Raw genomic sequence first — 26,090 nt, 5'->3', positions numbered from 1 at the left:
AAGGACGAATCCGTCCGCCGTCAACTCTCAGCCACTGCGCACCCTTTCGAACGAGCCCGCCTATGCTTACCCATCGACCATTCGGCGACTCGCATTTCGGGGGTCGTCGCCGATATCCGAGACAGGTACTCAGTGAATCGAAGAACTGACCAGTTCGATGCCACCGGGAAAGCGAGACGCCTGATACGCGGCGCGGCTCTGACCGTGTTGCCCATGGCGATCGCCGCCGGTCTGCTCGGCCCCGCTCCGGCGGCCTCGGCCGCCGGCTCCGCCGCCGACGTCGCCGCTCCGGCCGGTGACGCGGTTTCGGACCGCGGCCGGGTCCTGGATCTGTGGAAGCAGGGCGGTCCCGGTCTGCGGGCCGCCGCGGAAGCCGTCCTCACGGGCGGCGACAACGACGTACGGCACTTCCTCGACGACGTCGCGCCGGAGATCGCGTACCAGGACGACCGCGTCCAGACCGCGCAGCTCGTGAGCATCGGCGGACGGGGGCTGCAGGAGGCCGCCCGCAAGGCGCTGACCGGCAGCCAGGACGATCTGCAGGCGTTCCTGAAGGACGGCTGGAAGGCTCCTCTGGAGCAGGACCAGCGTGTCCGCGTCAGCCAGATCATCGACGCGGGCGGGCCCGCCGTACAGAAGGCAGGCCGGGCCGCACTGGCCGGCACGCCCACCGATCTGGCCGACTTCCTCAACGACGGCCAGTACACCCAGCGCGAGGACGACGAGCGGGTCCAGCTCGTACAGATCGTGAGCACGGGCGGCACCAACGTGCGGGCGGCCGGCCGGGTCGCCCTGGACGGAACCGCCGCCGACATCCGCGAGTTCCTCCAGGTCGGCCAGTACGTCGCACGCTCGCGCGACCAGGAACACGCCACGGTCGCCCAGCTCGCCGCCCAGGCCAAGGAGGCCGGACGCCAGGCGAAGGCGGAGACGGAAGCGGCCAAGGACGCCTCGGCGCGGGCCATCGCCGCGTCGGCGCTCGCCAAGGAGGCCGCGCAGAAGGCCGCGGCCGAGACGGAGGCCGCGCGCAAGGACTCGGTGCGCGCCGCGGGCGCCGCCTCCCGCGCGGCCACCGCCGCCAACCAGGCCGCCCGCGCGGCCCAGCAGGCCATCAACGCGGCCCGCTCGGCCAACAACTCGGCCCGCACCGCCGCCAGCGCGGCCACCCAGGCGGCTTCCGCCGCGGCCGGCGCCGCCCAGTCCGCCAGCCGGGCCCGGGGCGCTGCCGCGGACGCGGCGGCGGACCACAGCAAGGCGACGGCGGCCCGCAAGGCCGCCGACGACGCCAACCTCGCGGCCAAGGGTGCCGAACTCGCGGCGGACGCCGCCCACCAGGCCGGTCTGGCCGCGACCGCGGCCGGGGACGCGGCGAAGGCCGCGACGAGCGCGGGCAACAACGCCAACGCCGCCGCCGGCGCCGCGGAGGACGCCAGCCGCTTCGCGGACCAGGCCGGCGCCCACTCCGCCGAGGCCAGTGCCGCCGCAGCGGCGGCGCGCGCCCAGGCCGCGGAGGCCACGCGAGCCGCGAATGCCGCGGAGAGCCTGGCCCGCAAGGCCGCGACCGCCGCGTACGAGGCCCGCGACGCGGCCAAGTCGGCCGCCACGCACGCGAGGAACTCGGCCAAGGCGGCCAATGAGGCCGCCGACCACGCCACGGATTCCTCGAAGGCCGCGGCCCAGGCGACCGCTCATGCGAAGGCCGCCAAGGAGGCGGCGAACACCGCGAGCTCGGCCGTAGCCAGAGCCCGGACGGTGTTCGCGCTGGCCCGTGAGATCGAGGCCGAGGAGCTGACCACCCGTACCAACGAATCGGTCGCGCGGGCCAAACAGTCCAAGTCGCAGGAGGAGCGGCAGCAGGCGGCACAAGCCGCCGTGGCGCAGGGGTCCGTGGCTCTGGAGTCGGACGCCCGGCGGCTGAGCACCGAGGCCTCCGCACCGGACGCCGATGTGCGGCGGGTGGCCGACGAAGGCCGTGAGGTGGCGCTGCGCACCCTGAAGTCCCGTGGCCCCTGGAGCCGCGCGGCGGCGGAGCAGGCGCTGTCCGGTGGTGCCGCCGACGTCGTGACGTACGTCCGTTCCGGGCGGGCCGAGGCCGCGCAGCAGGACCGGCGGTCCCGGGTGGAGACGCTGGCCATGGCGTCGCCGTCGGCCGCCGTGCGCGGCGGGGCCGAGCAGGCCCTGGCCGAGAACTCGGCAGCCGTCGACTCGTTCCTGCAGGACGGTCAGTACGCGACGATGGCGCAGGACATGCGCGTCTACATCACGCGGGTCGTCTCCAACGGCGGTCCCGGCGTCCGGGAAGCGGGGCGCACGGCGCTGAACTCCAACTCCGTGGACCGGTTCCGCTCCTTCATCACCGACGGACAGTACGCGGCCCGCACCGAGGACGAGCGGGTACGCGCGACGCAGCTCATCAACAGCGGCGGCCCCGAGGTCAAGGCCGCGGCCCGGATCGCGCTGGAGGGACCCACGCCGCTACTGCACGCCTTCATCCAGCGTGGCCAGTACCAGGCGCAGCGCAAGGACCAGCTCGCCGCGAGCCATGTCGCCCTGGTGCAGGAAATGATCGCCGGGGCCGCTTCCGTGGCCGCCACCGCACAGAAGAACGCGGCCGAGGCGGCCGTGGTGGCCGCGAAGGCCCGCAAGGCGGCCGAGGACGCCGCCAGGTACGCCAAGGAGGCGGACGAGTCACGGAAGGCCGCCGACGGGTACGCCGACGACGCCAGGAGGTCCGCCGAGGCCGCGAAGAAGTCCGCGGAGAACGCGGCCGCCTCGGCCCGGACGGCGCGTGCCGCCGAGACCGATGCGCATGCGGCGGCGGCCCGGGCCGTCACCTCGGCCACTCGGGCACAGGCGTCCGCGAACTGGGCCCGGGGCTCCGCCGACGAGGCGTGGAGCGCGGCCAACGAGGCGCGGGCGTCGGCGACGGCCGCGGGCAAGGACTCCGCTGCGGCCGGCAAGGCCATGCTGGAGGCCTTCCAGACGGCGGTCGCGAAGCAGGTGCAGGAGGAGGCCGAGTTCCGCAGGACGGAGGAGGCCTGGCGCACCGCCCCGGACCCGGAGGGCCAGCAGGAAGAGGCCGACGAGGGCTGGGTCCCGGACTGGCTGGAGGACAAGGCGGACACCGTCCTCATCTACGGCGAGGCCATCCTCACCAACCAGGATCTGTGGACGGGGCTCGCCGAGACGGGTACCGGTGTCCTGATGATGGGGGTCGGCGCGAGCGGTGATCTCGCCGGTGGGGCCCTGTGCATCACCGGAGTCGGCTGCCTCGCCGGCGCTCCGGCCATCGCCGCGAGCACCTCCCTGATCGTGGGCGGCGGATTCACCACCGCCGACGGCGTCGGCCGGTTCAGCGACGGCCTGGGCCAGGCGCTGCGCGAGGCGCAGAGCAAGAGCAGCGCGGTCCAGAAGGCGCAGACCGGACCGAAGCCCGCGCCGAAGGGCGGACTGCCCGGGTTCCCCAGCGCGGCGAAGGCCAAGCCGAAGACGCCGGTGCAGGGCGGCGGCGGTATGCGCAAGCGCTGGAAGGACCCCAAGTCCGGTGAGATATACGAGTGGGACTCCCAGCACGGCACGGTCGAGAAGTACAACAAGCGCGGCAAGCACCTCGGGGAGTACGACCCGGACACTGGAGCCCAGACCAAGCCCGCGGACCCCACCCGGAAGGTAACGCCGTGATCTTCCTTGTCACCCGCTATCTCAAGGACGAGGACTTCCCCGACTCGTCCACCGACGTCACCGCGGTCGGCGCGGAAGCCTTCGGAGAGCTCCTGGGGATGCCGGCGGACCAGCTGGCCGACGTGTATCCGCTGAAGCGAGAGCACGCCGAGCGCTTCCAGCAGCTGACCGGTATCGCGCTCGACCTGGAGAAGTACGACTACTTCCTGGAACCCGAGGCGGACTGACACCACCAGCAGGGCCGTCCGACCGACCGAAAGGGCGGTCGGACGGCCCCGTTGGCTCAGTCGAACCAGCGGTCGCGAGCCAGTTCCCCGGTCCGCGACGGATCCTCCAGCAGCGCCGCCACCTCGAACCGCCGCGGCCACTGCCGTGCCGCCCACGCCAGGCCCGCGGCCACGCCCTCCAGGGTCGAGGCGTGCAGGGTGCCGTCGTCGGTGAGGCGCCAGTCGATCTCCACGCCGTCCACGACGAGTTCCTCGTGCTCGACGTACGTCTCGGGGGTGCGCGCCCCGAGCAGCGCCCGCACCGACTCCGGTACGTCGTGCTCGGTGCCCTCGCTGGTCACCCGGCCGGTGACGGACTCGCTCAGCCGCCGCACCTGGAACAGCTCGGCCAGCTCGGCGGCCCGCGTCGGCCGTACCGGAAGCAGCGGGACGCCCTCGGTGAAGGGCAGCAGGTCCGGCGAGTCGACGACCACCGCGTCGGCCGCGTCCACGACCTCGACCCGCCCGTCGACCACGGCCCGCAGCTCGTCCGGCAGGGTCACCTGCTCGGGGTCCAGCTCGGCCAGGGCGCCGTACAGGGCGTGCAACTGGGCGGAGCCGACGGGTCGTTCCGGGTCGGCCAGGCGGTCCAGCAGTTCGGCGGCGCCGCCCGGCTCGTCGAGCAGCGCGGCGACGGACGTCCGCACGCCCAGCGCCCGCAGCACCTGCTCGTCGTCGAAGCCGGTCGCGTCCGCCTCGTCGTACAGACCGCGCAGGAGCGGGTCGCCGCCCGAGGCGAGGAGCCCGGCCGGGCGGCGGCCGTCCAGCACCGGGTTGCCGCGCAGCCACCAGGCCGTGTACGGCCGTACGACCTCGTGGGTGCCGTCGGGCAGCAGGATCCGCACCTGCTGGGTGAGGGCGTCCCGCAGCGGCGGCTGGGCGAGCAGGGCGAGGGCCTGCGGCCACTTGTCGTCGTCCACCAGGTCCAGATCGCGTACGGCGATCAGCTCGGTGGCGACCGGCGGTACGGGAGTCTCCGGGAAGCGGTCCAGGATGTCCTCGCACCAGACGTCGACGGCGTCCAGCAGCCCCGCGTCGTCGGGCTCGGCGAAGTCGCCCTCGCGGGGCTCCAGTTCGTCCGGGTCGAGGACGACGTCCGTGGCGCGGACCAGGGCGAAGTTGGCGAGGACGCCGCAGGCGGCGAGCGGCTGCTCGCCCCACTTCTGTGCCAACTCGGCGTCGATGAAGGCGAGTTCGTCCTCGCGCATGACCTGGGCGAAGGGGCTGCCGGGGAGGACGAGTTCGCCGGCGGGGGCGAGCTCACCCTCCTCGTCCGGCAGCGCGAGCGCGCCCAGCCACGGCTCGTCACCGGGTTCCAGGTTCGCGTCGCGCACCAGCGCGAGCACGGTGTCGGCCAGTTCCTCGGCGTCGGGAGCGTCCTCCTCCCAGCTCACCCCGCCGTCGTCGTCGAGCGAGGCGGCGACGGCGGCGCGGACCTGGGGCGTGGTGAGGACCGCGCGGGGCGTGGCCGGGAGGGCACCGAGCTTCTCCAGGAGGGGATGCGCGGCGTCCGGGTGGGCGACCTTGAGGCCGAGGCGGGCCAGGATCTCCGGGTCGATCCGGACGGCGTCCGGCGTGGGCAGCAGGATCTGCCGGGGCCCGATCGTCGTCCGCCCGTCGGCCAACGGCACCGGCAGGCCGGACAGCCGGTCCGGGTCGACCCCGGCGAGGCTGTCGTAGAGCCGCCGCCACCAGCCGGGCTCCTTCTCCAGCCCGGCCAGGCGGTCGATCGCGTCGGTGAGCGGGACCCGGGCGACGCCCAGTGTGCGCAGTTCCACGCGCCGTTCGAGCCCGGCGGGCAGGAGGGTGGGCAGCACCTCGCCCAGCACGAGCACGGTGTCGGCGCCGGCGCCCTCGACGATCTCGGCGTCCCTCGGCCGCAGCGACTCGGGCAGCTCGGAGTCGGCCTCGCGCGCGACGGCGGTGGGCGGGAGGGCGGGCGGGAGGAACTCCGTACGGGGCAGCCGCTCCAGGATCGCCTGGCGCAGGGCCCCGTCCAGTTCGCCCTTGCCGAGCGGGCCGGGCACGAGCCCGATGATGCCCTCGCCCACCGGGCGCCAGTCGGCGAGCAGTTCGGCGTACGCGTCCGCCGCGCGCTGCACGAGGAAGTCGGTCAGCGGGCCGGGGGCGGCGTGCCGGCGGGTGGTGTCGAGCGGGAAGGAGGCGATGAGGAGGGCGGGGACGCCGAGGGGTTCGTCGCTGGGCGTGGGCGCGTGGACGACGGGGGCGGTGCGGGGCCGGTCGGGCGTGCTGTCGGCGGCGTCCACGGGCACGGCCCAGGTGAGCGACCAGCTGGGGCGCAGCCGCTCCTCGACCGGGCGGTCGGCGAGCAGATCGGGCGTGAGCGGGCCGTGGGCGGTGGACGTACGCCAGTGGGTGACGCCGGCCCGGGAGTCCTCCACGACCGTGAAGGCGCCGTCGACGCGGCGGCGCAGGGTGCGCGGCTCGTCGTCGCCGACCTCGATCACGACCTCCTCCATACCGGGGAGGGCGAGGAGCAGCGCGTCGTCGACGGCGTGCAGCAGGCGCTCGGCGAGGTCGGCGGCCGCGGTGTCGCGCAGCGGAAGGATGACGGCCGTGTCGTACGGGTCCGGGGCGGAGCCCTCGGCGGCGAAGGGGAGCCGCAGGAGGGGCACGTGTCCGTCGCGGCGCCGGATCTCGTCCCCGAGCCCGGGGCTGTGGCGGGCGGTCTGCGTCGCCAGCTCCCGCGCCTCGGCGAGCGCCCATCGCACACCGCCGTGCCGGCCGACGACGGCGGGCTCGTCGGTGACGGCGAGGACGGCGGCGAACCCGACGCCGAACCGGCCCACGGAGGCCGTGTCCCGCTTGGCGGAGGCACGCAGGGTGGACAGCGACTCGACACCGGCGGCGTCCAGCGGGGCGCCGGTGTTGGCGGCGACGAGAACACCTTCGCGAAGGGTCAGCCGGAGCCGTCCGGTCACTCCCGCGCGGGCGGCGGCGTCGGCGGCGTTCTGAGCGAGCTCGACGACGAGCCGGTCCCGGTACCCGCCGAGGACGAGGTCCTCCTCGGCGTTGGCGTCCTCCCGGAAACGGGCGGGACTGGTGGCCCAGGCATCCAGCACTCCGCGACGCAGCCGGGCCGTGCCGAAGGGGTCGGCGCCCTCGGGCGCGGGCCGCACGAACTTGCTCACGTTGACTCTCCTCATCGGCGTGATGATGAAGGTACCGCGCGCGGGAGGGGCCGTGACTCGGAGAGGGGTGACGGGCGGCGAGTGTCCCTTTCGCCGCCCGTCGGTGTTGCCGTGTCCTGCGACCGGCCCTAGCGGGCCGCGCGGCCGAACGCGGTTCCCGCGGCCGGGAGTCCGCCCGTACCGGGCTGGTAGGCGGTCACGGAGGCGACCGTGCCGCCGGCGGTCACGTTGGACATCGGCAGCGCGTACAGGGCGCCGGACGAGGACGGGCCGTCGGGCAGGCCCACGTACAGGTTCGTGCCGGTGAAGTGGACGCTGCTGCCCACCTGGTGCCCCGCGGCCGGGGTGCCGGGGATGCCGTCGCCGTCGCCCGCCTCGAGCCAGCGGTCGTTCGCGCCGGGGGTGCCCAGCAGGGAGAACGTGTGGACCGCGCCGGCCTTGGTGGCCGTACCGATGGCCTCGCCGGGGACGCCGACCGCGAGCTTCATCGTCGCCGTGGTGCTCACCGCACGCGGGGCGGTGTTGACCGCGGTGACGGCCTCGCCCATGCGGTCGCCGGCCTCGGAGGTGCCGGAGACGTCGTCGGTGCCGTTGCCCTGGATGAGCTCGGGCAGCTCGGTGCCGGTGCCCGCGGCGGTGACACGGAACAGCACGACACGGCCGGCGTCGGCCTTGGCGGCGCCGTCGATGGTGAGGTCCTCGCCGGGCGAGCCGATAGCGAGGATCGAGTCGGTGGCGGCGCCGGCCCCGGAGGGGCGGTACTCGGTCAGCGAGAGCGACGTGGCGAACTCGTCGCCCGCCTCGGCGGCGCCGGAGACGGTGTCGAGGTCCTGGTCGAGACCGAGCAGCGGCTTGGGGTGGCCGTCGGCGTGCAGGGTGTGCGAGAAGACCGCGAGGTTGCCGGAGGCCGCGTCGCCGCCGATGTCCTCGTTGGGCGCGCCGATGGCGATGTGGTTCGCGTTCGCGGCGACCGAGGTACCGAAGCCGTCGTTCGCCTCGGCGGTGCCGGGGACGTCGGTCTTGTCCTGGTGGACCGAGATGTTGGTGCTGCCGCGCAGGTAGAAGGCCATACCCGCCTTGGTGATGGTGCCGAGGGCCTCACCGGGGACGCCGATCACCAGGTAGGGCTCGCCCACGGCGGTGTGGCCCGCGGCGACGGCGTGGCCCATGCGGTCGCCGGCCTCTGACGCGGACGCGCCGATGGCTCCCGAGCCGGTGCCCTGCTCGAAGTGGGTGTCCTTCTGGACCCCGGTGCCCAGGCCGCCGGCGGCGCCGTAGAGGACGTCGGCCATGCCCGCGTCGGCGAGGGTGCCGATGTCGTCGCCGGGGGTGCCGACGACCAGGTCGGTGTAGCCGTCCTCGTTGTAGTCGACGGTGTCGACGGTCGACCCGAATCCGTCGCTCGCCTCGGCGGAACCGGGTACCCAGTCGAGGTCCTGGTTGATCTCGGCGGTGCCCTTGCCTCCGCCGTACACGACGCGGACCAGGCCCGCCTTGGCGACGCCGCCCACGGTGGCCTCGGGGTCGGTGATCGCGATGTCCTCCACGCCGTCGCCGTTGAAGTCGGTGATGCGGGTGGCGCCGGTCTTGGAGTTCACCCAGGCGGCGAGGTCGTCGACCCGGGTGGTGATGCCGCCGGTGCGCGTCTCGGTGGCGTCCACGCCGAAGCAACCGCCCTGGAAGGAACGGCTGTTGAGGGCGACGAGGGTGGCCGTGCCGCCTGCCCCGCGGATCACCGGGCCGCCGGAGTCGCCCATGCAGGCGGCGACCCCGTCCTTGCCGGTGACGGTGGCGGTGGTCGCTGCGGCCGAGTCCACCGTGTAGGCGCCGGTGTGCAGCTTCAGGGGCGCCCACTCGTCCTTGGTGCGGCCGTATCCGGCGAAGGTGAGCTGTTCGCCGGCGGTGGGCGCGGTGGTGGCGAGGGAGATGGGGGCGACCGTGGTGACGGGGCGGTTGAGGCGGGCCAGGACCAGGTCGCGGTCGCCGCGCGGGACCAGCTCCACGACCGTCCGCTCCACGCCCTGGGTGCCGGTCAGGTCGGCGCGCCCGATGACGGCGGTGGTCCTCAGCTTCGGGGCGCCTGCGGGCACGGCGAGGCTCGCGGCGGGGTCGTCGACGAAGCAGCCGGCCGCGGTGAGCAGCCACTCGGCGTCGACGAGGGTGCCGGAGCAGCCGCGGGTGCCGTCACCGATGTCCAGGCGGGCGGTGTAGCCGTAGGTGGTGTCGGTGGACTCGGCTCCGGTGACAGCGGCGGCGGGCGCGGCGCACAGGGCGATCGGGCCCGCGACCAGCGCCGCGGCGAGCGCGGCGAGGCGAAGGGGTCTGGTGTGACGCATGACCTTGGTTTCTGTGGTGAGGAAGCTGCGCGGCGAGGAGTCACCGGGGCGCAGCAAGGCGGGTGAGGAGCGGCGGCCGGGCGTTACTTGGCGGACCTGATCTCCACGAGCATGAACTCGCGGCCCTGTTCGTCCGCGCTCTCGCCGACCGCGGTCCAGGCGTTCTCGGCGACGTCGAAGCTCGTCTCCTCGGTGCCGACGGTCATGTCGACCTGGGTCGCGTATTCATTGCCCTTGACGCCGTAGACGGAGGGGATCTCCATCGTCAGGTAGCCGCTGTCGCCGGTGACGCGGAAGCAGATCTTGTCCTTGCTGCGGGCCCAGACCTCAAGGAGTCCGGTCTGGCTCGCACAGTCGGCGAGGACGATGTGGCCGTCGCCGCGCTTGAGGGTGATGCCCTGCTCGGCGAGGATCTTGTCGGCCTGCGGGTAGTCGAAGTCCTCGACGGTGTAGCCCGGGGCGTCGTCGGCGACGGCTTCGGTGGTGCCGCCCTGGGCCGAGGCGACCCATGCCAGAGCGCCCACTGCCGTGGCGATCCCCAGATTGCGCACGAGCGCGCTACGTACCTTCATCACTGTCCTAGTTCGTAGATTCCTGTCCGGGGGGCGCAGGAAAAGCCGGGGCTTGAAATACCCCCGGAAGAATTTGCCGAAGAAACGCAAAAGGCGTGACCTGCGGCCGACACATGGAAGCTCAGATTCCGGTTTGAGTCCACCGGATGAACACTGAAAAACTGGACATACCTGCAGCTCAAGTGGTGATGTGCGCCATGATCCGTGAAGGTTGTATGGGATTCTATTAAAGATCGGTTTACGAAAAGTTTAGAATCGATAACGCCCCACCCCTCGCCTAATTCACGCCAGCAACGTGTGTGATCCTGCTCCGGCGATTGAGGGTCATACGGCCCTTTGAATTCCCTGGAGCCTCTTAGTAATGAACATGCTCAAACGGCGGCGACGCGGTGGAAGATCCATATCCGCCCTGGCGCTGACCCTTTCCGTGGCCGTGGTGGGCACGGCCTGGGGCGAGTCCGCGGCGGCGGCCGAGGTCGGCCTGCCCGACAACGCCCGTACCCAGGTCCTCGACGCCTGGCAGCTCGGCGGCCGGGCGGTCCGCACCGAAGCGGAGACCGCGCTGGCCGGCACCGACGACGCCCTGAAGTCCTTCCTCGACTCGGGGTACGCCCGTGCCCGCGCCGAGGATGAGCGCGCCGCCGTCCTCGCCGTCCTCAACTACGCGGGACCCGGTGTGCGGGCCAAGGCCCAGGAAGCCCTCTCCGGCACCGACACGGACGTCCACGCGTTCATCACCGAGGGGTACAAGGGTCCGCTCGCGGACGACCGCAGGATCGCGGTGCTGACCGTCCTCGGCACCGGCGGCACGGCCGTGGTCCGGGAGGCGAACAAGGCCCTCGACGCCGGTACCCCCGAGGCCCTGCAGACCTTCCTCGACTCCGGCCAGTACACCGCCCGGCAGGAGGACGAGCGCGCCGAGGCCACCGCGATGCTCGTCGGCGCGGGCCCGAACCTCACCCTGGCGGTCAACCGGGCCCTCGACGGCACCGCGACCGATGTGAGCGTGTTCCTGGAGAAGGGCCAGCACCTCGCGCGGGCCCGCGACCAGGAGTCGCTGACGATCGACCAGCTGGTGCAGCAGGCCCAGAACGCGGGCAAGCGCGCCGCCACCGCCACCGTCGCCGCGAAGGAGGCCTCCGACCGGGCCGAGGCTGCCTCGGGCGAGGCCAAGAAGGCCGCGCTGAAGGCGGCCGAGGAGTCCAAGGCCGCGCAGTCCGACGCGGTCAAGGCCTCGCGCGCCGCCGGTCGCGCGGCGGACGCCGCCGAGGGTGCCGCCGACGCCGCCCGTACGGCGGTCACCGCCTCGCGCACGGCGATCACCGCCGCCCGGACCGCCGCCGACGCCGCCCAGGCCGCCGCGGCCGCCGCGGCGGCTGCCTCCTCGGCCTCCGTGCGCGCCTGGAACGCCGCTTCCGCCGCGTCCAAGGACAGCGGGCAGGCGACCGCCGCCCGGGACGCCGCGAAGGCCGCCCTGGAAACGGCCGAGAAGGCCCGCAGTGCCGCGACCGCGGCCAAGTCGGCCGCCACCGCGAGCAGCAAGGCGCAGGAGTCCAGCGCCGCCGCCGCGCGGGCCGGCCAGAACGCGGCCGCCTCGGCCGACGCCGCCGCCGACGCCGCCGAGGCCTCCGGGGTCTCCCAGGCCCAGGCCAAGCGGGCCCGGGACGCGGCCAACCTCGCCCGCTCCGCCGCCGACACCGCGACGGCCGCCGCCAACCGGGCCGGCACGCTGGCCGGCAAGGCCGCCCAGGCCGCGAACGAGGCCCACACGGCCGCCAACAGCGCCGCCGACCACGCGAAGGCCGCGGGCGACGCCGCCAATGCCGCCGCCGACGCGGCGGGCGAGGCCGTGGACTGGGCCAACAAGGCCACCTCCAACGCGAACGCGGCCATCACCGCCGCTACGGACGCGAACAGCGCGCTCACGCAGGCCCAGACGGTCGCCCAGCTCGCCCGCGACACCGAGGCCGCGCAGGTGGCGGAGGACCGGGCACTGGCCATCGAGGTCGCCCAGTACGCCGAGACCGTCGAGGACCGCTCCCAGACGGACATGCGCAAGACCCAGGCGGTGCAGGCGGCGACCAGCCAGGAGACCAAGGACCTGCTCGCGCAGGCGGCCGCCGAGAGCGACACCGCCGCGGCGGCCGCGCTCGGCCGCAAGGCCGCGGTCAACCTGATGGACGACCACTCGATCTGGACCCGACAGGCCGCGCAGCAGGCGCTGACCGGCGGCAACCAGGACGTCGTCGACTGGGTGGAGACCGGGTACGCCGAGGCCGCCGGGCTCGACGACCGCGAGAAGGTCCTCACCCTGGCCCGCCTCAACCGGGTCGTCGTCTCGGAGGCGGCGCAGAAGGTGCTGGAGAGCACCGACCCGAAGGCTGTGAGCGACTTCCTGCTCAAGGGCGCCAAGGACGTGCAGGCCGACGACTACCGCATGGCCGTATTCAAGACGATGAGCGGCGCGGGCAAGGCCGTCACCGCCGCCGCCAACGCGGCGCTGAACGACGGCAGTGTCGAGGCATTGCACAAGTACCTGATCTCCGGCTACTCCACCGCGAAGACCGAGGACGACCGGCAGACCACCGTCGCCGCCCTCGCCACCGCGGGCCCCAACGTCGAGGCCGCGGCCCAGGCCGCGCTGGAGGGCCCGGAGTGGATGCTCCACAAGTTCGTCAGCTACGCCCGTTACGAGGCGCAACAGGCAGACCAGGACACGGCCACCCATGTGGCGTCCATCGACACGCAGATCGCCGCGGCGGGCCGTGTCGTTGCCACCGCGTACAAGAACGCGGCGGAGGCCGCCATGGCCGCGGCCGAGGCCCGCCAGGACGCCGAGGACGCCGTTAAGTGGTCGAACGAGGCGCAGACGTCGGCGACGACCGCTCAGAACTGGTCCGACAAGGCGACAGCCTCCGCCACGGCCGCCGACAAGTCCGCCGCCGACGCCGAGGCCTCGGCCGCCACCGCCGCGAAGGCGGCCTCGGCCGCCCGCACCGCGAGCCGCCAGGCCAATTACAAGGCGAACCAGGCCGCCACCTCGGCCAAGTCCGCGGTGGACTCGGCCATGAGCGCACAGGCCGCCTCCGACCAGGCGTACGCCGACGCGATCGCCGCGGGCAAGTCCGCGGCGGAGGCGAAGCAGGCGGCGAACGACGCGAAGAAGGTCGTCGAGCGCAAGCGCCAGGAGGAGATCGCCGCCGAGGCCGCCAAGGCGGCGGCGGAGGCCCGCTACAACAAGGCCAACGGCATCGATCCGGCCAACAACGTGGGCAACGACATGGTCACCGTCGCCTACGAGGAGCCCGCGAACGACCAGAGCGCCGCACAGACGGCCGATGCGCTGGGCACGATCTCCATGGCCCTCGGTCTGGGCGCCGCCGCTACGGCGTTCGTCCCGGGCCTCCAGCCCCTTTCGGCGGCGCTCGCCGGAGCATCATTGGTGTTCACGGCCGCCGGCCTCATCTACACGGGCAAGGCATACGGCTTCGGCAGCGACAAGTTCGTCCAGGAAGCCGCCGGCGCGGTGCTCGGCATGGGCCTCGGTTCCATCGGCGCCCTGGCCGCGTCCCAGGTCACCAGCCATTACGCCGGCGCGGCGCTCGGAGGCATCCACGCCGGTGTCTCCGGGATCATCGACTTCTTCGGCTGAGCCGCTCGGTGCCCGGGGCCGGACGGCGGGGTCCAGGACTCCCGCCGCCCGGCCCCACCCGGCACCACACCTACGATAGAAAGCCACAGAAAGGGCAAAGATGCCGGACAAAACCTCACCACTGTGGTGGCTCTTCGCAGCGCTCAGCGCGGCCGCCTTCATCGCCGCGATGGTCCCTGGCATGGTCAACCGGCGCCAGAAGATCTTCGTCTCCAATGGCCCCGCGTTCACGTTCCTGGTCCTTCTGGGCTTCGCCGGGGTCTACGACAAGTCCGTCACCGAGTGGCTCCCCGTCTACAGCGCCGTTCTCATCGCCTGCGCCCTCTGCGTGGTGGGCCACTGGAAGGCCATGCGCACCTTCATGACCTGGCGCGCGGAGAACCCCGGCAAGCCGGACAACGAAGGCCCGGACACCCCCTGGGTTCTCCAGTTCATCGTCACCCTGCCGGTGTGCCTGATCCCGGCGATCCTGTACGTCCTCTGAGGGGCAAGAAACGTAGGCACCGCTGCGCGTCTGGTGTGGTGGGCCTTGAATCTTCTGGAGGCCCGGCCATGCGGTTCGTCTGCCGAGAGTTCGGACTGTCGGATCTGCCCCGACGCGGTCTCGTTCCGCAGGAGGCTCCCCTGGAAGTCCTGCTCCTCGACATCGAAGCGGAGCTGTCGATCCGGGAAGAGGGGCAGGTGGTGTGGTCCGAGGAGGGGTTCCCGGTGGCCGAACCGGCATACCACCTGGCGTTCTGGCTCCGGGGTCCCGATGCCGGCCGGGAGGACTTCGAGCTCGACTCGATGCAGGCGGAGGAGGGGCTGATCCGCATCGTGGAGTCCGAGCAGGGCCGGCGGGTGGGCTCCATCCACCCACCGGACTTCTGGACCTCACCCGTCGCCTGGGATGTTCTTGTGACGGAGATCGGACAGTTCATCCGGTCCGTGCGTGAGGGCATTGCCGCGATGGGCATCGATCCCGCCTTCATCCCGGAGTCCTGACAGGAGGCGCCTACCCTTCGGGCTTGCGGGCCAGCAGGCAGGCGTGCGGTCTGTTCACCCGTCCGCCGGGCTCCTGCTCCACCCTCGCGGTGACGACGAACCCGGCCTCCTCAAGCAGGCCGGCCATGCGGTCCAGTGGCAGGAGGTACGACTCGTAGGACACCGGACGGCCATAGCCCTGGGTCGGCTGCAGCCGTTCGTCGCCGACGTAGTCTCCCCAGAGCAGGTGGCCGCCGGGCGCGAGCGTGCGATGGAACTCGGCGAACACCGCCGGCAGCCACCGCGGGGGCGTGGGGTGGGTGGAGTACCAGGCCAGGATGCCGCCGAGCTCGTCGTCCCTCATCTCCAGCGCCGTCATCGAGCCCTCGGTGAACCGCAGGTTCGGATAGGCGTGCCGGGCCAGCCCGATCATCTTCGGCGACAGATCGACGCCGAAGCCGGACACCCCCAGCCCCGCCAGGTGCGCCGTCACACGGCCGGGGCCGCAGCCCGGCCGTCCGCACCAGCTCGGCAAACCCCGCCAGCATCGCGCGTGACAGCGGGTCCAACTCGGCGGGAGGCGGAACACGTTCGACGTAATCAGCGGCGACCGTGTCGTACGACTCGCGGACGGCGGTCAGAAGGAGGGCTCAGCCACGCAGGCCATTCGCCGCGTACGGCACGAAGGCCGACCAGGTCTGCGGTGTGAGGGCGAGACGGGGGCCGGCGTCGGGGTGCTTGGAGTCGCGGACGTGGATGGTGCGGGGGGTTATCGCGATCTCGACGCAGGAGTTGCCGTCGTTGCCGCCGCTGTAACTGCTCTTGAACCACGCCAGGTCGGAGGCGTCTCCGGCGGAGGCCTTGCGGATCATGTCTCTCCCAGCAGTTGCTCGATGAAGGCCAATGACTCCCCCGGGGGGAGGGCCTGCGCTCGGATGGTGCCATACCGCAGCTCAAGGATGCGCAGCTGCCTCAGGTCAGTGACAGGACGCCCGTTGAACGCACCGTCGGAGCGCCCCACCGCCGTACCGTCCGCGAACTTCAGCAGCTCGATCCTGCCGTCCAGACCGGAATGGACCTCGCGGTGCGTAGGCATTACCTGGAGGGTGACGCTCCGCATCTGACCCACCTCCAGCAGACGTTCGAGCTGCCGTCGCCACACCATTGTGCCTCCAAGAGGGCGCCTCAGCGGTGCCTCTTCCAGCACGAAGCCGAGCGCGGGCACAGGATCCCGCTCGAAGATGGACTGGCGGGCAACGCGAGCGGCCACCATCCGCTCCACATCGTCCTGCGAGTACGGAGGTTGTGCCGCCTCGATCGCCGCGCGGGCATGCTCCGGCGTCTGCAACAGCCCAGCGATGATGTTGCACTCGTACAGGCCGATCTCCACCGCCTTGGCCTCCATCTCACCCAGCGCCCGAACCTTCTTCGGATACCGGACCTTCTTCACGTCCTCCCACGCGGCGGCGATGAGCCCACCCGCCCCCAACACCTCATCGGCCCGGTCCAGATACTCCTGCCGAGGAATCCGCTTCCCGCCCTCGATCTTGTAGACCAGATCCTCGCCGTACCCGACCGCGCTCCCGAACTCGGCGGCCCGCATCCCCACCGCCTCCCGCCGCAGCTTCAACTGCCGCCCTACGGTCGTGATGACGGCGACACCCCACTCGTCGTCCGGATCCACCTCCCACCCCGGCTCGTCCGCCTCCGTCTTGAGCCGTCCCGCGTCCGCCTCGACCGACATCCCGTACCCCTCCGTCGTACCGCCGCAGTGCAGCAGCGCCCTACCCATGCGCAACGCCCCGACAGCCCGGACACGACCGGACAAGCTCCGGACAGTCACCGTACGCACCCGCCGAGTCACTGTTCACAGTAGGCACGCACGACCACGCTGAGTGACGTGAACCAGGAATCCGCCGAACTCGCCACCCGTGTCCGCAACTTCAGCGTGCAGCTGTCCCCCACCCCACGCGGCGCCCGCCTCGCCCGCCTCCTCGCCACCGAGCAACTCCGCAGCTGGGGGCTGCCCTTGGACACGGCCTCACACATCGTGGCGGAGCTGGCGGCCAACGCGGTCACACACGGCCGGGTGCCAGGCCGGGACTTCCGGATCCTCCTCTACGTCGTCGGCGACACCCTCCGTATCGAGGTCACCGACACCCGAGCCGACCGTCTGCCCCATGCCGTACGCCCCACCCCCGGAGCCGAGTCCGGCCGCGGCCTCGCCATCGTCGACGCCCTGGCCGACCGCTGGGGCGTCACACCGGGGCTGCCGCCGCGCAAGACGGTCTGGGCGGAAGTGGACCTCGCACCGGAACCCGGAAACCCGTGCTCCGGTGGCACGGGCGGTCACCCACAAAGGAATCCGAGGGTGAAAGAACCCCACCGAACCCCACCCCTCCCTCCCGCGGCCCGCACTCACCCTCGAGGGTGAAAATCACCAACTCGACTGGATTTAGGGCTGGTTGCCTGACTTACGCTCAGCGCGACACAACCGCAGACATGCAACGGCCCTCGCCGGGACTGCAATCCCAGTGCGAGGGCCTGACCACCAAGGAAGAAAGCCCCTTCCCGATGGATACGCGAAACCCTAGCGCGCCCCCGCGCGCCCAGTCCCGCCTTGCCGCCAACAACCACCCGAACCGGCGGCACGACCATTCCGGCGGCCTGGTCCACGACAACACCCGCCACACCACCCGCTTCACGGTGATCGGCAACCACCTCGCCCAGCACGCGGAGCTGTCACTGCTCGCGATCGGCCTGGGCGTCCACATCCAGTCCCTGCCCAAGGGCGCCCGCGTCTGCATCAAGACCCTCGCCGGCCGCTTCCCCGAGGGCACCACCCGGATCGCCGCCGCCCTGCGCGAACTGGAGACCCACGGCTACCTGCGCCGCGAGCGCGAACGCATCCCCGGCGGCCAGATCGTCACCCGCACGATCTCGTGCAACCAGCCCGGCAGCCGCCGCCTTGCCCAGGCCACCCCGGCGGCCCCGCCCAGGAAGAAGCGAGCTCCGGGACCCCGCAAACCCCTCCCCGCCGTGCCGCAGCCCGCCTACTCGGCCCCCGCCCTCCTCCAGACGGCCACGGACCTCCTCGCGGACCTCCGCCGCCAAGACCCCCGTCTGCTGCTCTCCGCCTGCGACACAGCCCACCTCGCCCCCGCCGTCGCGGCCTGGCTGGAACGGGACGTCACCCCCGCGTGCGTACACCACGCGCTGACCACGGACCTGCCTCCCGAGCCCCTGTGCCGCCCGGCAGCCCTCCTGGCCCACCGCCTCATCACCCAGCTACCGCCCCCACCCCCATTCGCCCCGCCACCTGCCGTCCGGCACCCCTTCCAGACCTGCGAAGACTGCGACCGCGCCTTCCGCTCACCCACCCCAGGAGTCTGCCGTGACTGCCGGAGCACTCCCCTTGCCACCGCCGCCTGAGCCCGTTCCAGCCGGGGCACGCATCAGGCACCGCTCGCCGAGTGAGGACATCAACTACGCTGACGCCAGGTGTTCGGGCCGTGTCCGTGACCCGGGATCAGGGCCCCAGACCGCCGCTCCCTTGAAGCGCCTGGAGGAAGCCGTGACCGCCGAACTTCCCGACTGGATGATCCCGCCCAGGCCGAGCGGCTGGGAAGCGGACGACCTCGACCACCTCCCGCAGGCACCGCGGCACACCGAACTCATCGACGGAGCCCTGATCTTCATGATGTCGCCGCAGCGGTCCTGGCACTCCCGGCTGGTGGAGAACCTGACCTTCGCGCTCCGGCAATCCGCCCCCGAGGGATTCGAGGTCGAGCGCGAGATGACCGTCCGGCTCGACAAGAAGAGCCGCCCGGAGCCCGACATCCTGGTCACCACCGCCGCATACGACCCCGACCGCACCTGGTACGCACCTGACGACGTCGCCCTGGTCATCGAGGTCGTCTCGGAAGAGTCGGCGGACCGCGACCGGTCCCTGAAGCCCTTCAAGTACGCGCAGGCCAGGATCCCCCACTTCTGGCGCATCGAGGACGAGGCCGGCCACCCCACCGTCCACATCTACGAGCTCGACACCATGACCGGCGCGTACGTTGCCACCGGAATTCACCGTGAGCGTCTGAAGGCCGCCGTCCCCTTCCCGACCGACATCGACCTCGGGAACCTCGTGCCCTGACCCCTACGAGTGCCCCAACTCCGCCGAGTCCTCGTCCACCCCCACCGAAACCGACCCCGAGTCCGCCGCGGGCCGCAGCGGGAACGGGTCGACGCGGGTCTCGTCGATCACCGGAGGCGCCGGGCGGGGCGGCTTCGGCATCACCGCGGCCTCGGAGTGGCCCCCGCAGCCGTACGTCAGGGAGACGACCCGGCCGTCCGCCGGGGAGAACTCGTTCGCGCAGACTCCGAACGCCTGGCCCAGTGAGCCGCCGATCGGGGCGAGGAAGCCGCAGGTGACACAGGAGGCGGGGGCCGCCTGGGCCATGGGGGTCTTCGCGCCGAACGACTCCTCCCAGCGGTCCGCGGCGACGTGCAGGCCGTAGCGGGACAGGACGCGGGCGCGGCGCATGCCCAGTTCCTCGGCGACCGCGGCGATCGAGCCCCGGGACGGGGTCACCGGCAGGTTCGCCGGAGCGCCCGCCGTGACCTCCGCGTCCTCGGCCTCCACCAGCTCGGCCATCTCGTGGGAGACGGCGGAACTCGCCACCGGCTCGTCCTCGCCGGAGTAGCCGGGCTCCAGGCGCAGGTCCTCGGCGTCCGTCGGCAGCAGGTCGCCGGGGCCCATGTCGCCGGGGCGCAGCCGCTCGCTCCAGGGCACCCACTCGGGGGCGAGGAGGGCGTCCGGGCCGGGGAGCAGGACCACCTCGTCGAGCGTGACGACCTTCGCGCGGGACGCGCGGGCCACCGTCACCGCCCAGCGCCAGCCGCGGTACCCGAGCTCCTTGCACTCGAAGAAGTGCGTGACAACACGGTCGCCCTCCGAGGACAGACCCGCGTGCTCGCCCACGACGCCGGGCGCGGCGGCCTCCTCGGCGGCGCTGCGGGCGAGGTCCACGGCCTCGGCGCACAGACGGTCGGGGGTGCGGCTTCGCGTTGTCGCTGCGCTCACAGGTATCGCTTCTCTCCTACGCCGTCTCTCGGGTGCGGCTGCCTGAAGGCGGCGGAGCGAACGGAGCGGACCTGTGGGCCGCGTCGACGTCCGCGTCCGAATCGCGCTCGGGCGCACCTACGTCATCCATTGTGCGGGATGGCTGAGATACGCACGCTACCTGTTCGAGAGCCGTGGGCCTACACCGACGGCCCTTTCACCGTGCGCGGCGGCCGGTGGAACCGGTGCCGCCGACCCGAGAGTTGCCTTCGGCCAACTTGTGACCTTGCCCAGGAAGTGCCCCCCATACGCGCCGTAACCGCACTAGCCACCCCCATCTCGGGGCACTATTGCGTCGTGGCAACCGCGAGGACGCCCCAAGGAGCCACCGGAGTCGGTGGCGCCAAGGGCGGCCGGAGTCGAGGTGGCGGAACGGGCCGGATGAGCGGCTCCCTCCGCGCGGTCGGCCGTGCCCTGCACTTCCCGGTGACCGGTCCCGCGCGCGGCATCCGCAAGGCCACGCACGCCCAGGGGGCCGGCGAGTCCGGCCTCGGCAAGCTGATCGAGCTGCACGCGGTGAACGGCGCCGGGGACATGATGATCACCGTCGCCCTCGCCTCGACCGTCTTCTTCTCCGTGCCGACGGACGAGGCCCGCGGGCGCGTCGCGCTCTACCTCGGCATCACCATGGCGCCCTTCACGCTGCTCGCCCCGGTGATCGGCCCGCTCCTCGACCGCCTCCCGCACGGCCGCCGCGCGGCGATGGCCGGCGCGATGCTGGCGCGGGCGCTGCTCGCGCTGGTGCTGTCCAGCGCGGTCGTCAGCGGCGATCTCCAGCTGTATCCGGCGGCGCTCGGGGTGCTGGTCGCCTCGAAGGCGTACGGCGTCGTCAGAAGCGCCGTGGTGCCCCGTCTGCTGCCACCCCGCTTCTCCCTGGTGAAGGCGAACTCACGGGTGACCCTGGGAGGGCTGCTCGCCACCGGCATCGCGGCGCCCATCGGCGCCGGGCTCCAGGCGATCGGGCCGCGCTGGCCGCTGTACGGCGCCTTCGTGATCTTCATCGCCGGTACGTTCCTGTCCTTCTCGCTGCCGCCGAAGGTCGACTCGGCCAAGGGTGAGGACCGGGCACTGCTGGCGGCCGACGAACAGCATCTGCACGGGCCGCACCGCAAGCCCGTCAAACGCCCCGGGCTGCGCACGGTCGGCATCGCCGTCACCCACGCCCTGGGCGCCAACGCCGCCCTGCGCTGTCTGTCCGGGTTCCTGATCTTCTTCCTCGCGTTCCTGCTGCGCGAGCACCCGATGTCCGGGCAGAGCGCCGCCGTGTCGCTGGGCGTGGTCGCCGTCTCGGCGGGGGTCGGGAACGCGCTCGGTACGGCTGTCGGGGCGTGGCTCAGGTCCCGGGCGCCGGAGATCATCATCGTGACGGTCGTGGGCTTCGTGCTGGCCGTGGCGATCACGGCGGCGCTCTTCTTCAGCGCCGTCCTGGTCGCCTGCCTCGCGGCGGCCGCCGGGTTCGCGCAGGCGCTGGCCAAGCTGTCCCTCGACGCCCTGATCCAGCGGGACGTGCCCGAACTGGTCCGTACGTCGGCGTTCGCCCGCTCCGAGACGCTGCTGCAGATGTCCTGGGTGCTCGGCGGCGCGATCGGCATCGTGCTGCCGCTGAAGGGCTCGCTGGGCCTGCTGGTCGGCGCGGCCATCGTCGCCACCGGTTGGCTGACCACCGTCAAGGGCTTGATCGGATCGGCCCGGCACGCCGGTCACGCCCGCCCCCGGGTGGAGTGAGACACCTCCTGGCCCTGCCGTGACGTACGGCACGCCGCCCCCCGCGTGGGGAGAGCCTCGCACCCGCCCGATAGCCTTCGGCCATGACCACGCTGCAATCCGATGTGCGACGCCGCCGCGCCGTCGCCGCCGCCGGCGCCGTTTCCGCCGGACTGCTCGTCCTGTCGGCCTGCGACAAGCCGACGCCGATGGCCACGATCACGGTGGGCACCGCGTCCGTCCACTCGCAGGCCACCTGCGGTGGTGAGGGCGACGCCCTGCAGACCGCGGACCTCGCGAAGTGCCTGAAGGACAAGGGCATCGAGTCCATCAAGGTGGACCCGGACGACACCGTGCGCTTCGGTGTCGACCCGGAGATCGCCGACGAGGGCTGGACCATCCTCATGAACGGCCAGCCGCTCACCGACTCCAGCACCAAGACGTACCGCACCGTCCCGGGCAGCGTGTTCTTCAACGCCCAGTACGGCGCCAGCGGCAACTCCACGCTGGTGTCGATCAAGGAGGGCGAGCGGGACGTCACGGGCCTGTGGTCCTTCAAGCTCAAGAAGGACAGCTGACCACGTCCGCTGCAGCCGTCCTGGTGGCCACCGCGGTCCCCGCCGAGCGGGACGCGGTGGCCCGGGCGCTCGACGGGCTGCCCGGCGTCGACGTGATCGCCGCCGGTGTCGGCCCCGCGCTCGCCGCCGCGGCCACCGCCACCGCCCTCACCACCGCGGCGCACGCGGGCACCCCCTACGGCCTGGTCGTCTCCACCGGCATCGCGGGCGGCTTCGCGCCCCACGCCCCCGTCGGCTCGCTCGTCGTCGCCGACGAGATCACGGCGGCCGACCTCGGCGCGGAGACCTCCGACGGCTTTCTGCCGGTCACCGAACTGGGCTTCGGCACCGTCACCCACCGTCCGCCGGAAACACTCGTACGAGAGGTCGCGACCGCCACCGGCGCGCGCACCGGCGCCGTCCTCACCGTCTCCACCGTGACCGGCACCGCCGTCCGCGCCGCACAGTTGCGCGAGCGCCACCCGACCGCCCTCGCCGAGGCCATGGAGGGCTTCGGCGTCGCCGAGGCCGCGAGCGCGCACCGCACAGCCGTACTGGAGCTGCGCGCGATCTCCAACCCCGTGGGCCCCCGCGACCGCGCCGCCTGGCGCATCGGCGACGCGCTGGCCGCGCTGACGGACGGTTTCGGGAAGCTCGCGCCCGTTCTTCGGAGTTGGAACCCACATGACAGCTGAGCCGTTGCAGATCGCGTACTCGCCCTGCCCGAACGACACCTTCGTCTTCGACGCCCTCGCCCACGGCCGCGTCCCCGGCGCCCCCGCGCTCGACGTCACCTTCGCCGACATCGACATCACCAACGGCATGGCCGAGCGCGGCGAGTTCGACGTGCTGAAGGTGTCGTACGCCGTGCTGCCGTACGTCCTCGACGAGTACGCGCTGCTGCCCTGCGGGGGTGCGCTGGGCAGGGGCTGCGGCCCGCTGGTGCTGACCCGTGAGGCGGACGTCGACCTGACGGGCCGTACGGTCGCGGTGCCGAGCGAGAAGTCGACGGCGTATCTGCTGTTCCGGCTGTGGACGGCGGACACCGTCCCCGGCGGGGTGGGCGAGATCGTCGTGATGCCGTTCCACGAGATCATGCCGGCCGTGCGGGACGGGAAGGTCGACGCGGGGCTCGTGATCCACGAGGCGCGCTTCACGTACCAGAACTACGGGCTGCACAAGCTCGCCGACATGGGCGAGCACTGGGAGAGCAGCACCGGGCTGCCGATCCCGCTGGGCGCGATCATCGCCAAGCGGTCACTGGGCGCGGAGACGCTGACGCTGCTGGCGGACTCGATCCGTACGTCCGTGCGTGCCGCCTGGGACGACCCCGAGGCCTCCCGCCCGTACGTCATGGAACACGCACAGGAGATGGACCCGGCCGTCGCCGACCAGCACATCGGGCTGTACGTCAACGAGTTCACGGCCGGCCTCGGCGAGGACGGCTACGCCGCCGTGCGCGGGCTGCTCACACGCGCGGCGGCCGAGGGGCTGCTACCGCCCCTCGGCCCGGATGCGTTGAATTTCCCCTGAGCCGGTCCGGCCCCTATACGTCGAGCTGGTCGGCGACCGCGCGCAGCAGTCCGGCGATCTTCTTGCCGGAGGCCTTGTCGGGATAACGGCCCTTTTCGAGCATGGGCGTGATGTTCTCGAGAAGGGTCGTCAGGTCCTGGACGATGGACGCCAGCTCGTCCGGCTTCTTGCGCTGGGCGGCCGCCACGGAGGGCGTCGGGTCGAGAATGACGACCGAGAGTGCCTGGTCACCGCGCTGACCGGCAACCACGCCGAACTCCACTCGCTGTCCCGGCTTGAGTACGTCTACTCCGGCGGGGAGGACCGAGGAATGAACGAAGACGTCACCGCCGTCGTCGCGGGAGAGAAAGCCGAAGCCCTTCTCGCTGTTGAACCACTTGACCTTGCCGGTAGGCACGTCTGTCCTCGTCCTCGTACTCGTCGGAAAACTGCTTCGGAAAACGGCTCTTGATAGCACTACAGCGGGTCGACCTTGACCCGCCGGTACCAAGGCTAATGGTCCCCGGGCGGGTGACAAGACGTCGCCCGGTACTTCCCTCGCGCAGGGAACTACCCTGGTCCGGTGCGTGACAAAACCCAAACGAATTCCACCGCTCCCGGTGACCGACTGATCCGTGCCGGTGCGGTCCTGTTCTTCATCGGTGCCGTGGCCACTCTGGTCACGGTGGCCCCGTTCCTGCTCGGCACGACGCCATTTCCGACCTACATGTTCGGATTGAGCATGCTCATGGGCGTCGGATTCCTCGTCGCCGGCGCGGGGGTGTTCCAGTCGATCGCCGCGGGGCGGCGTCAGGCGCGCGGCGCCTCCAGGTAGCGGGTGAGCCAGTCCGGGAACCGGGACAGGTCGGCGAGGACCACGTCCGCGCCGAGCGCGCCCAGCTGGTCTGCGGTGTACGGGCCGGTGGCCACGGTGACCGACAGGGCGTCGGCCGCGCGGGCGGCCCGTATGTCGCCCTGGTGGTCACCGACGTAGACGCCCGCCGCGTACTCGCGCAGGGCCTCGGCCTTCTGCTCGGCCCACAGGTTGCCGATGACGGCGTCCGGGGCGATGCCGAGGTGCTTCAGGTGCAGCTTGGCGTTCGGCTCGTACTTCGCGGTGACGACGATCGCGCGCCCGCCGGCCTCCCGCACGGCGGCGATGGCCTCGCGGGCGCCGGGCAGGGCGGGGGTCGCCGCGATGGCGATCGTCGGGTACATCTCGCGGTACACGTCGGCGATGGCCGCGACCTGCTCCGCCGGGAACCAGTTGACCAGTTCCTCCTCCAGCGGGGGTCCCAGCCTTGTGATCGCGAGGTCGGCGTCGATGTACGTGCCCGTCCGCTCGGCGAGTGCCGTGTAGCAGGCGTGGATGCCGGGGCGGGAGTCGATGAGGGTCATGTCGAGGTCGAAGCCGACGGTGAGTGCCATGGGGGCCATTGTGCCGCCCAGTAACCAGGTCCCAGCGGTTGAGTGGCGGCTGCCGGGCTGTGGGGGCTGATCGCGCAGTTACCCGCGCCCCTAGGGGCGTCTCTGTGAGCGCCACACGATGAACAACGCCGATGCCACCGCCGCGCCGCGCACCACCCAGGGCCAGGTCTCGGCGATCGCCGCGTTCGTCTGCCCCTCCGCGATGGGGTCGCCCCAGCGTTCGTTGACGCGGCCCCAGATCCAGACGGCGCCGGCCGTCAGGGAGAGGCCGGGCAGGATCATCACCGCCCACTTGGTCTCGGCGTCGCTCAGGCGGCGGGAGCCCCAGGCGATGAGCCAGCCGAGGAGGAGGACGAGGAGGTTGCCGAGGAACGCGCCGGCGACGAGGAGGGCGGCGGCGAGCAGGAGGAGGGGGTTGCTCCAGCGGCCGGAGGGGAGGGCCGGGCGGCGCAGCAGGCGGCGGCGCCGGGGTTCCTCCGGCTCCGCCTCCTCTGCGGCCTCCTCGGCCGCTTCCACCGCGGCCTCCTTCTTCCGGAGCCGCGCCTCCTCCTCCGTCTCCTTCGCGGGCGGACGCCTGAGCATCTCGGGGATCTCGATGCCGCCGACGAATCCCGGGACGTCCTCGCCGGGCCCGAAGGAACTGCTGTCCACCCGCCACCAGTCGGGCTGGGTCGCGCTGCTCCCGAGGTCCGCGGTGCTCGCGAGGTGGGGCGGCGCGGGCGCGTCGTCACGCGGGGCCGGGGGCTCGGCGGGGCGCGGGCGCGGCACGAGCCGGCGCAGGCCCTTGGGGCTCTGCTCGTCGGTCTCCTCGGCCCGGCTGTCCGGCCGCACGGGCACGGGGGCGGGGGCGGCCGGCGGCCGGGGTGCGGGCGCGCCGCCTCCGCCGGCGGCCGAGACGACCTCGTCCGGGCTGCCGAGCCGGGCGATGATGCGGCGGACGGCGGCGGGGCTGTCGACGGGCGCCTTGGCGCGGCGCCGGTCGATCTCCCCGCGCAACTCGTTGACCAGGCGCATCCGAGTGGAAGACGGCAGCTGCCGCTGCTGCGCCACGTCGCCGACGCGGCTCAGATACTCGTAGACGACCTGGTCGCTCTCGATCCCCACGAAGTCCCCTCCGGGGTGGGTGCGTTGGATACCCCGTGGGACGACGT

22 protein-coding genes and 1 pseudogene are annotated in these 26,090 nt (G+C 72.4%); 13 read left to right on the top strand and 10 right to left on the bottom strand.

From position 1 onward, the window contains the following. Positions 1-213 precede the first annotated feature (213 nt). Together ACIRD7_RS24685 and ACIRD7_RS24680 are read left to right on the top strand one after the other, a co-directional pair. The gene (locus tag ACIRD7_RS24685; protein ID WP_403456816.1) at positions 214-3,681 is read left to right on the top strand and encodes a colicin E3/pyocin S6 family cytotoxin; all 3,468 of its coding nucleotides are present in this window, start codon (positions 214-216) and stop codon (positions 3,679-3,681) included. Further along, positions 3,678-3,908, top strand: a complete 231-nt coding sequence (locus ACIRD7_RS24680; protein ID WP_403456813.1) for a hypothetical protein — start codon at positions 3,678-3,680, stop codon at positions 3,906-3,908. Before ACIRD7_RS24685 ends, ACIRD7_RS24680 begins: the two co-directional genes overlap by 4 nt. A gap of 56 nt (positions 3,909-3,964) precedes the next feature. On the opposite strand, the gene ACIRD7_RS24675 is transcribed toward ACIRD7_RS24680, so the two are convergent. The 3 genes from ACIRD7_RS24675 to ACIRD7_RS24665 all read right to left on the bottom strand — a co-directional run bounded on the left by ACIRD7_RS24675 (position 3,965) and on the right by ACIRD7_RS24665 (position 10,007). Beyond that, a complete protein-coding gene (locus tag ACIRD7_RS24675; RefSeq protein ID WP_403456812.1) occupies positions 3,965-7,114 on the bottom strand; it encodes a sacsin N-terminal ATP-binding-like domain-containing protein in 3,150 nt (1,049 codons plus the stop codon). Positions 7,115-7,227: 113 nt separating this feature from the next. Continuing rightward, on the bottom strand, positions 7,228-9,435 hold the full coding sequence (locus ACIRD7_RS24670) for a trypsin-like serine protease (RefSeq protein ID WP_403456809.1): 2,208 nt from the start codon (positions 9,433-9,435) through the stop codon (positions 7,228-7,230). 83 nt (positions 9,436-9,518) lie between these two features. Beyond that, entirely contained in the window at positions 9,519-10,007 is a 489-nt protein-coding gene (locus ACIRD7_RS24665; protein ID WP_403456807.1) for a hypothetical protein, read from the bottom strand. A 361-nt stretch (positions 10,008-10,368) separates the two neighbouring features. Here ACIRD7_RS24665 and ACIRD7_RS24660 point away from each other — a divergent pair, with 361 nt between their 5' ends. From ACIRD7_RS24660 to ACIRD7_RS24650, 3 genes are all read left to right on the top strand, one after another. Then, positions 10,369-13,659, top strand: coding sequence for a hypothetical protein (locus ACIRD7_RS24660; protein ID WP_403456806.1), 3,291 nt, complete (start codon positions 10,369-10,371; stop codon positions 13,657-13,659). Between the two features lie 100 nt (positions 13,660-13,759). Continuing rightward, entirely contained in the window at positions 13,760-14,143 is a 384-nt protein-coding gene (locus ACIRD7_RS24655) for a hypothetical protein (protein ID WP_403456805.1), read from the top strand. Between the two features lie 68 nt (positions 14,144-14,211). Beyond that, a complete protein-coding gene (locus ACIRD7_RS24650) occupies positions 14,212-14,643 on the top strand; it encodes a hypothetical protein (RefSeq protein ID WP_403456803.1) in 432 nt (143 codons plus the stop codon). Positions 14,644-14,653: 10 nt separating this feature from the next. Here ACIRD7_RS24650 and ACIRD7_RS24645 read toward each other — a convergent pair. The 3 genes and pseudogenes from ACIRD7_RS24645 to ACIRD7_RS24635 all read right to left on the bottom strand — a co-directional run bounded on the left by ACIRD7_RS24645 (position 14,654) and on the right by ACIRD7_RS24635 (position 16,366). After that, positions 14,654-15,191 (bottom strand): annotated as a pseudogene (locus ACIRD7_RS24645) (class I SAM-dependent methyltransferase). An 81-nt stretch (positions 15,192-15,272) separates the two neighbouring features. Beyond that, positions 15,273-15,494 (bottom strand): DUF397 domain-containing protein, encoded by a 222-nt coding sequence (locus ACIRD7_RS24640; RefSeq protein ID WP_403456800.1) that lies wholly within the window; start codon positions 15,492-15,494, stop codon positions 15,273-15,275. Continuing rightward, a complete protein-coding gene (locus tag ACIRD7_RS24635; protein WP_403457493.1) occupies positions 15,491-16,366 on the bottom strand; it encodes a helix-turn-helix domain-containing protein in 876 nt (291 codons plus the stop codon). Before ACIRD7_RS24635 ends, ACIRD7_RS24640 begins: the two co-directional genes overlap by 4 nt. Before the next feature lie 156 nt (positions 16,367-16,522). Here ACIRD7_RS24635 and ACIRD7_RS24630 point away from each other — a divergent pair, with 156 nt between their 5' ends. The 3 genes from ACIRD7_RS24630 to ACIRD7_RS24620 all read left to right on the top strand — a co-directional run bounded on the left by ACIRD7_RS24630 (position 16,523) and on the right by ACIRD7_RS24620 (position 18,769). Further along, the gene (locus ACIRD7_RS24630; RefSeq protein ID WP_403456798.1) at positions 16,523-17,056 is read left to right on the top strand and encodes an ATP-binding protein; all 534 of its coding nucleotides are present in this window, start codon (positions 16,523-16,525) and stop codon (positions 17,054-17,056) included. A gap of 140 nt (positions 17,057-17,196) precedes the next feature. Next, positions 17,197-18,054 carry a helix-turn-helix domain-containing protein gene (locus ACIRD7_RS24625; protein WP_403456796.1) on the top strand — a complete coding sequence of 286 codons (858 nt, stop codon included), beginning with the start codon at positions 17,197-17,199 and terminating at the stop codon, positions 18,052-18,054. 166 nt (positions 18,055-18,220) lie between these two features. Then, positions 18,221-18,769 (top strand): Uma2 family endonuclease, encoded by a 549-nt coding sequence (locus ACIRD7_RS24620; RefSeq protein ID WP_403457490.1) that lies wholly within the window; start codon positions 18,221-18,223, stop codon positions 18,767-18,769. Between the two features lie 3 nt (positions 18,770-18,772). On the opposite strand, the gene ACIRD7_RS24615 is transcribed toward ACIRD7_RS24620, so the two are convergent. Next, positions 18,773-19,699 (bottom strand): DUF3027 domain-containing protein, encoded by a 927-nt coding sequence (locus tag ACIRD7_RS24615; RefSeq protein ID WP_403456794.1) that lies wholly within the window; start codon positions 19,697-19,699, stop codon positions 18,773-18,775. 336 nt (positions 19,700-20,035) lie between these two features. Here ACIRD7_RS24615 and ACIRD7_RS24610 point away from each other — a divergent pair, with 336 nt between their 5' ends. The 4 genes from ACIRD7_RS24610 (at position 20,036) to ACIRD7_RS24595 (ending at position 23,532) form a co-directional block, all read left to right on the top strand. Further along, the gene (locus tag ACIRD7_RS24610) at positions 20,036-21,463 is read left to right on the top strand and encodes an MFS transporter (RefSeq protein WP_403456793.1); all 1,428 of its coding nucleotides are present in this window, start codon (positions 20,036-20,038) and stop codon (positions 21,461-21,463) included. Positions 21,464-21,546: 83 nt separating this feature from the next. After that, positions 21,547-22,020 (top strand): DUF2771 domain-containing protein, encoded by a 474-nt coding sequence (locus ACIRD7_RS24605; protein WP_403456791.1) that lies wholly within the window; start codon positions 21,547-21,549, stop codon positions 22,018-22,020. Then, positions 21,990-22,694, top strand: coding sequence for a futalosine hydrolase (locus ACIRD7_RS24600; RefSeq protein WP_403456788.1), 705 nt, complete (start codon positions 21,990-21,992; stop codon positions 22,692-22,694). The genes ACIRD7_RS24605 and ACIRD7_RS24600 overlap by 31 nt, the downstream gene beginning before the upstream one ends. Further along, a complete protein-coding gene (locus ACIRD7_RS24595) occupies positions 22,684-23,532 on the top strand; it encodes a 1,4-dihydroxy-6-naphthoate synthase (protein WP_403456785.1) in 849 nt (282 codons plus the stop codon). The genes ACIRD7_RS24600 and ACIRD7_RS24595 overlap by 11 nt, the downstream gene beginning before the upstream one ends. A gap of 13 nt (positions 23,533-23,545) precedes the next feature. Here the strand turns inward: ACIRD7_RS24595 and ACIRD7_RS24590 are convergent, their stop codons facing one another. Then, on the bottom strand, positions 23,546-23,929 hold the full coding sequence (locus tag ACIRD7_RS24590) for a cold-shock protein (RefSeq protein WP_383414030.1): 384 nt from the start codon (positions 23,927-23,929) through the stop codon (positions 23,546-23,548). A 165-nt stretch (positions 23,930-24,094) separates the two neighbouring features. Here ACIRD7_RS24590 and ACIRD7_RS24585 point away from each other — a divergent pair, with 165 nt between their 5' ends. Beyond that, a complete protein-coding gene (locus ACIRD7_RS24585) occupies positions 24,095-24,346 on the top strand; it encodes a hypothetical protein (protein WP_403456784.1) in 252 nt (83 codons plus the stop codon). Here ACIRD7_RS24585 and ACIRD7_RS24580 read toward each other — a convergent pair. Together ACIRD7_RS24580 and ACIRD7_RS24575 are read right to left on the bottom strand one after the other, a co-directional pair. Continuing rightward, positions 24,322-24,939, bottom strand: a complete 618-nt coding sequence (locus ACIRD7_RS24580) for an HAD family hydrolase (RefSeq protein ID WP_403456782.1) — start codon at positions 24,937-24,939, stop codon at positions 24,322-24,324. The genes ACIRD7_RS24585 and ACIRD7_RS24580 overlap by 25 nt on opposite strands. 90 nt (positions 24,940-25,029) lie before the next feature. After that, a complete protein-coding gene (locus ACIRD7_RS24575) occupies positions 25,030-26,043 on the bottom strand; it encodes a hypothetical protein (protein WP_403456780.1) in 1,014 nt (337 codons plus the stop codon). Positions 26,044-26,090 lie beyond the last annotated feature (47 nt).

This window comes from Streptomyces sp. NPDC093568 (assembly GCF_044764945.1).
GTDB lineage: Bacteria > Actinomycetota > Actinomycetes > Streptomycetales > Streptomycetaceae > Streptomyces.
The sequence above is the reverse complement of the archived record's forward strand: the minus strand, read 5'-3'. Positions and strand labels throughout refer to the sequence as shown.

Bases quoted from the DNA above. Each gene is read 5' to 3' on its own strand.
- ACIRD7_RS24655 (WP_403456805.1), top strand. From the start codon at position 13,760: ATGCCGGACAAAACCTCACCACTGTGGTGGCTCTTCGCAGCGCTCAGC.
- ACIRD7_RS24660 (WP_403456806.1), top strand. From the start codon at position 10,369: ATGAACATGCTCAAACGGCGGCGACGCGGTGGAAGATCCATATCCGCC.
- ACIRD7_RS24650 (WP_403456803.1), top strand. From the start codon at position 14,212: ATGCGGTTCGTCTGCCGAGAGTTCGGACTGTCGGATCTGCCCCGACGC.
- ACIRD7_RS24605 (WP_403456791.1), top strand. From the start codon at position 21,547: ATGACCACGCTGCAATCCGATGTGCGACGCCGCCGCGCCGTCGCCGCC.
- ACIRD7_RS24580 (WP_403456782.1), bottom strand. From the start codon at position 24,939: ATGGCACTCACCGTCGGCTTCGACCTCGACATGACCCTCATCGACTCC.
- ACIRD7_RS24675 (WP_403456812.1), bottom strand. From the start codon at position 7,114: ATGAGGAGAGTCAACGTGAGCAAGTTCGTGCGGCCCGCGCCCGAGGGC.
- ACIRD7_RS24595 (WP_403456785.1), top strand. From the start codon at position 22,684: ATGACAGCTGAGCCGTTGCAGATCGCGTACTCGCCCTGCCCGAACGAC.
- ACIRD7_RS24620 (WP_403457490.1), top strand. From the start codon at position 18,221: ATGATCCCGCCCAGGCCGAGCGGCTGGGAAGCGGACGACCTCGACCAC.
- ACIRD7_RS24640 (WP_403456800.1), bottom strand. From the start codon at position 15,494: ATGATCCGCAAGGCCTCCGCCGGAGACGCCTCCGACCTGGCGTGGTTC.
- ACIRD7_RS24670 (WP_403456809.1), bottom strand. From the start codon at position 9,435: ATGCGTCACACCAGACCCCTTCGCCTCGCCGCGCTCGCCGCGGCGCTG.
- ACIRD7_RS24635 (WP_403457493.1), bottom strand. From the start codon at position 16,366: ATGTCGGTCGAGGCGGACGCGGGACGGCTCAAGACGGAGGCGGACGAG.
- ACIRD7_RS24665 (WP_403456807.1), bottom strand. From the start codon at position 10,007: ATGAAGGTACGTAGCGCGCTCGTGCGCAATCTGGGGATCGCCACGGCA.
- ACIRD7_RS24625 (WP_403456796.1), top strand. From the start codon at position 17,197: ATGGATACGCGAAACCCTAGCGCGCCCCCGCGCGCCCAGTCCCGCCTT.
- ACIRD7_RS24685 (WP_403456816.1), top strand. From the start codon at position 214: ATGGCGATCGCCGCCGGTCTGCTCGGCCCCGCTCCGGCGGCCTCGGCC.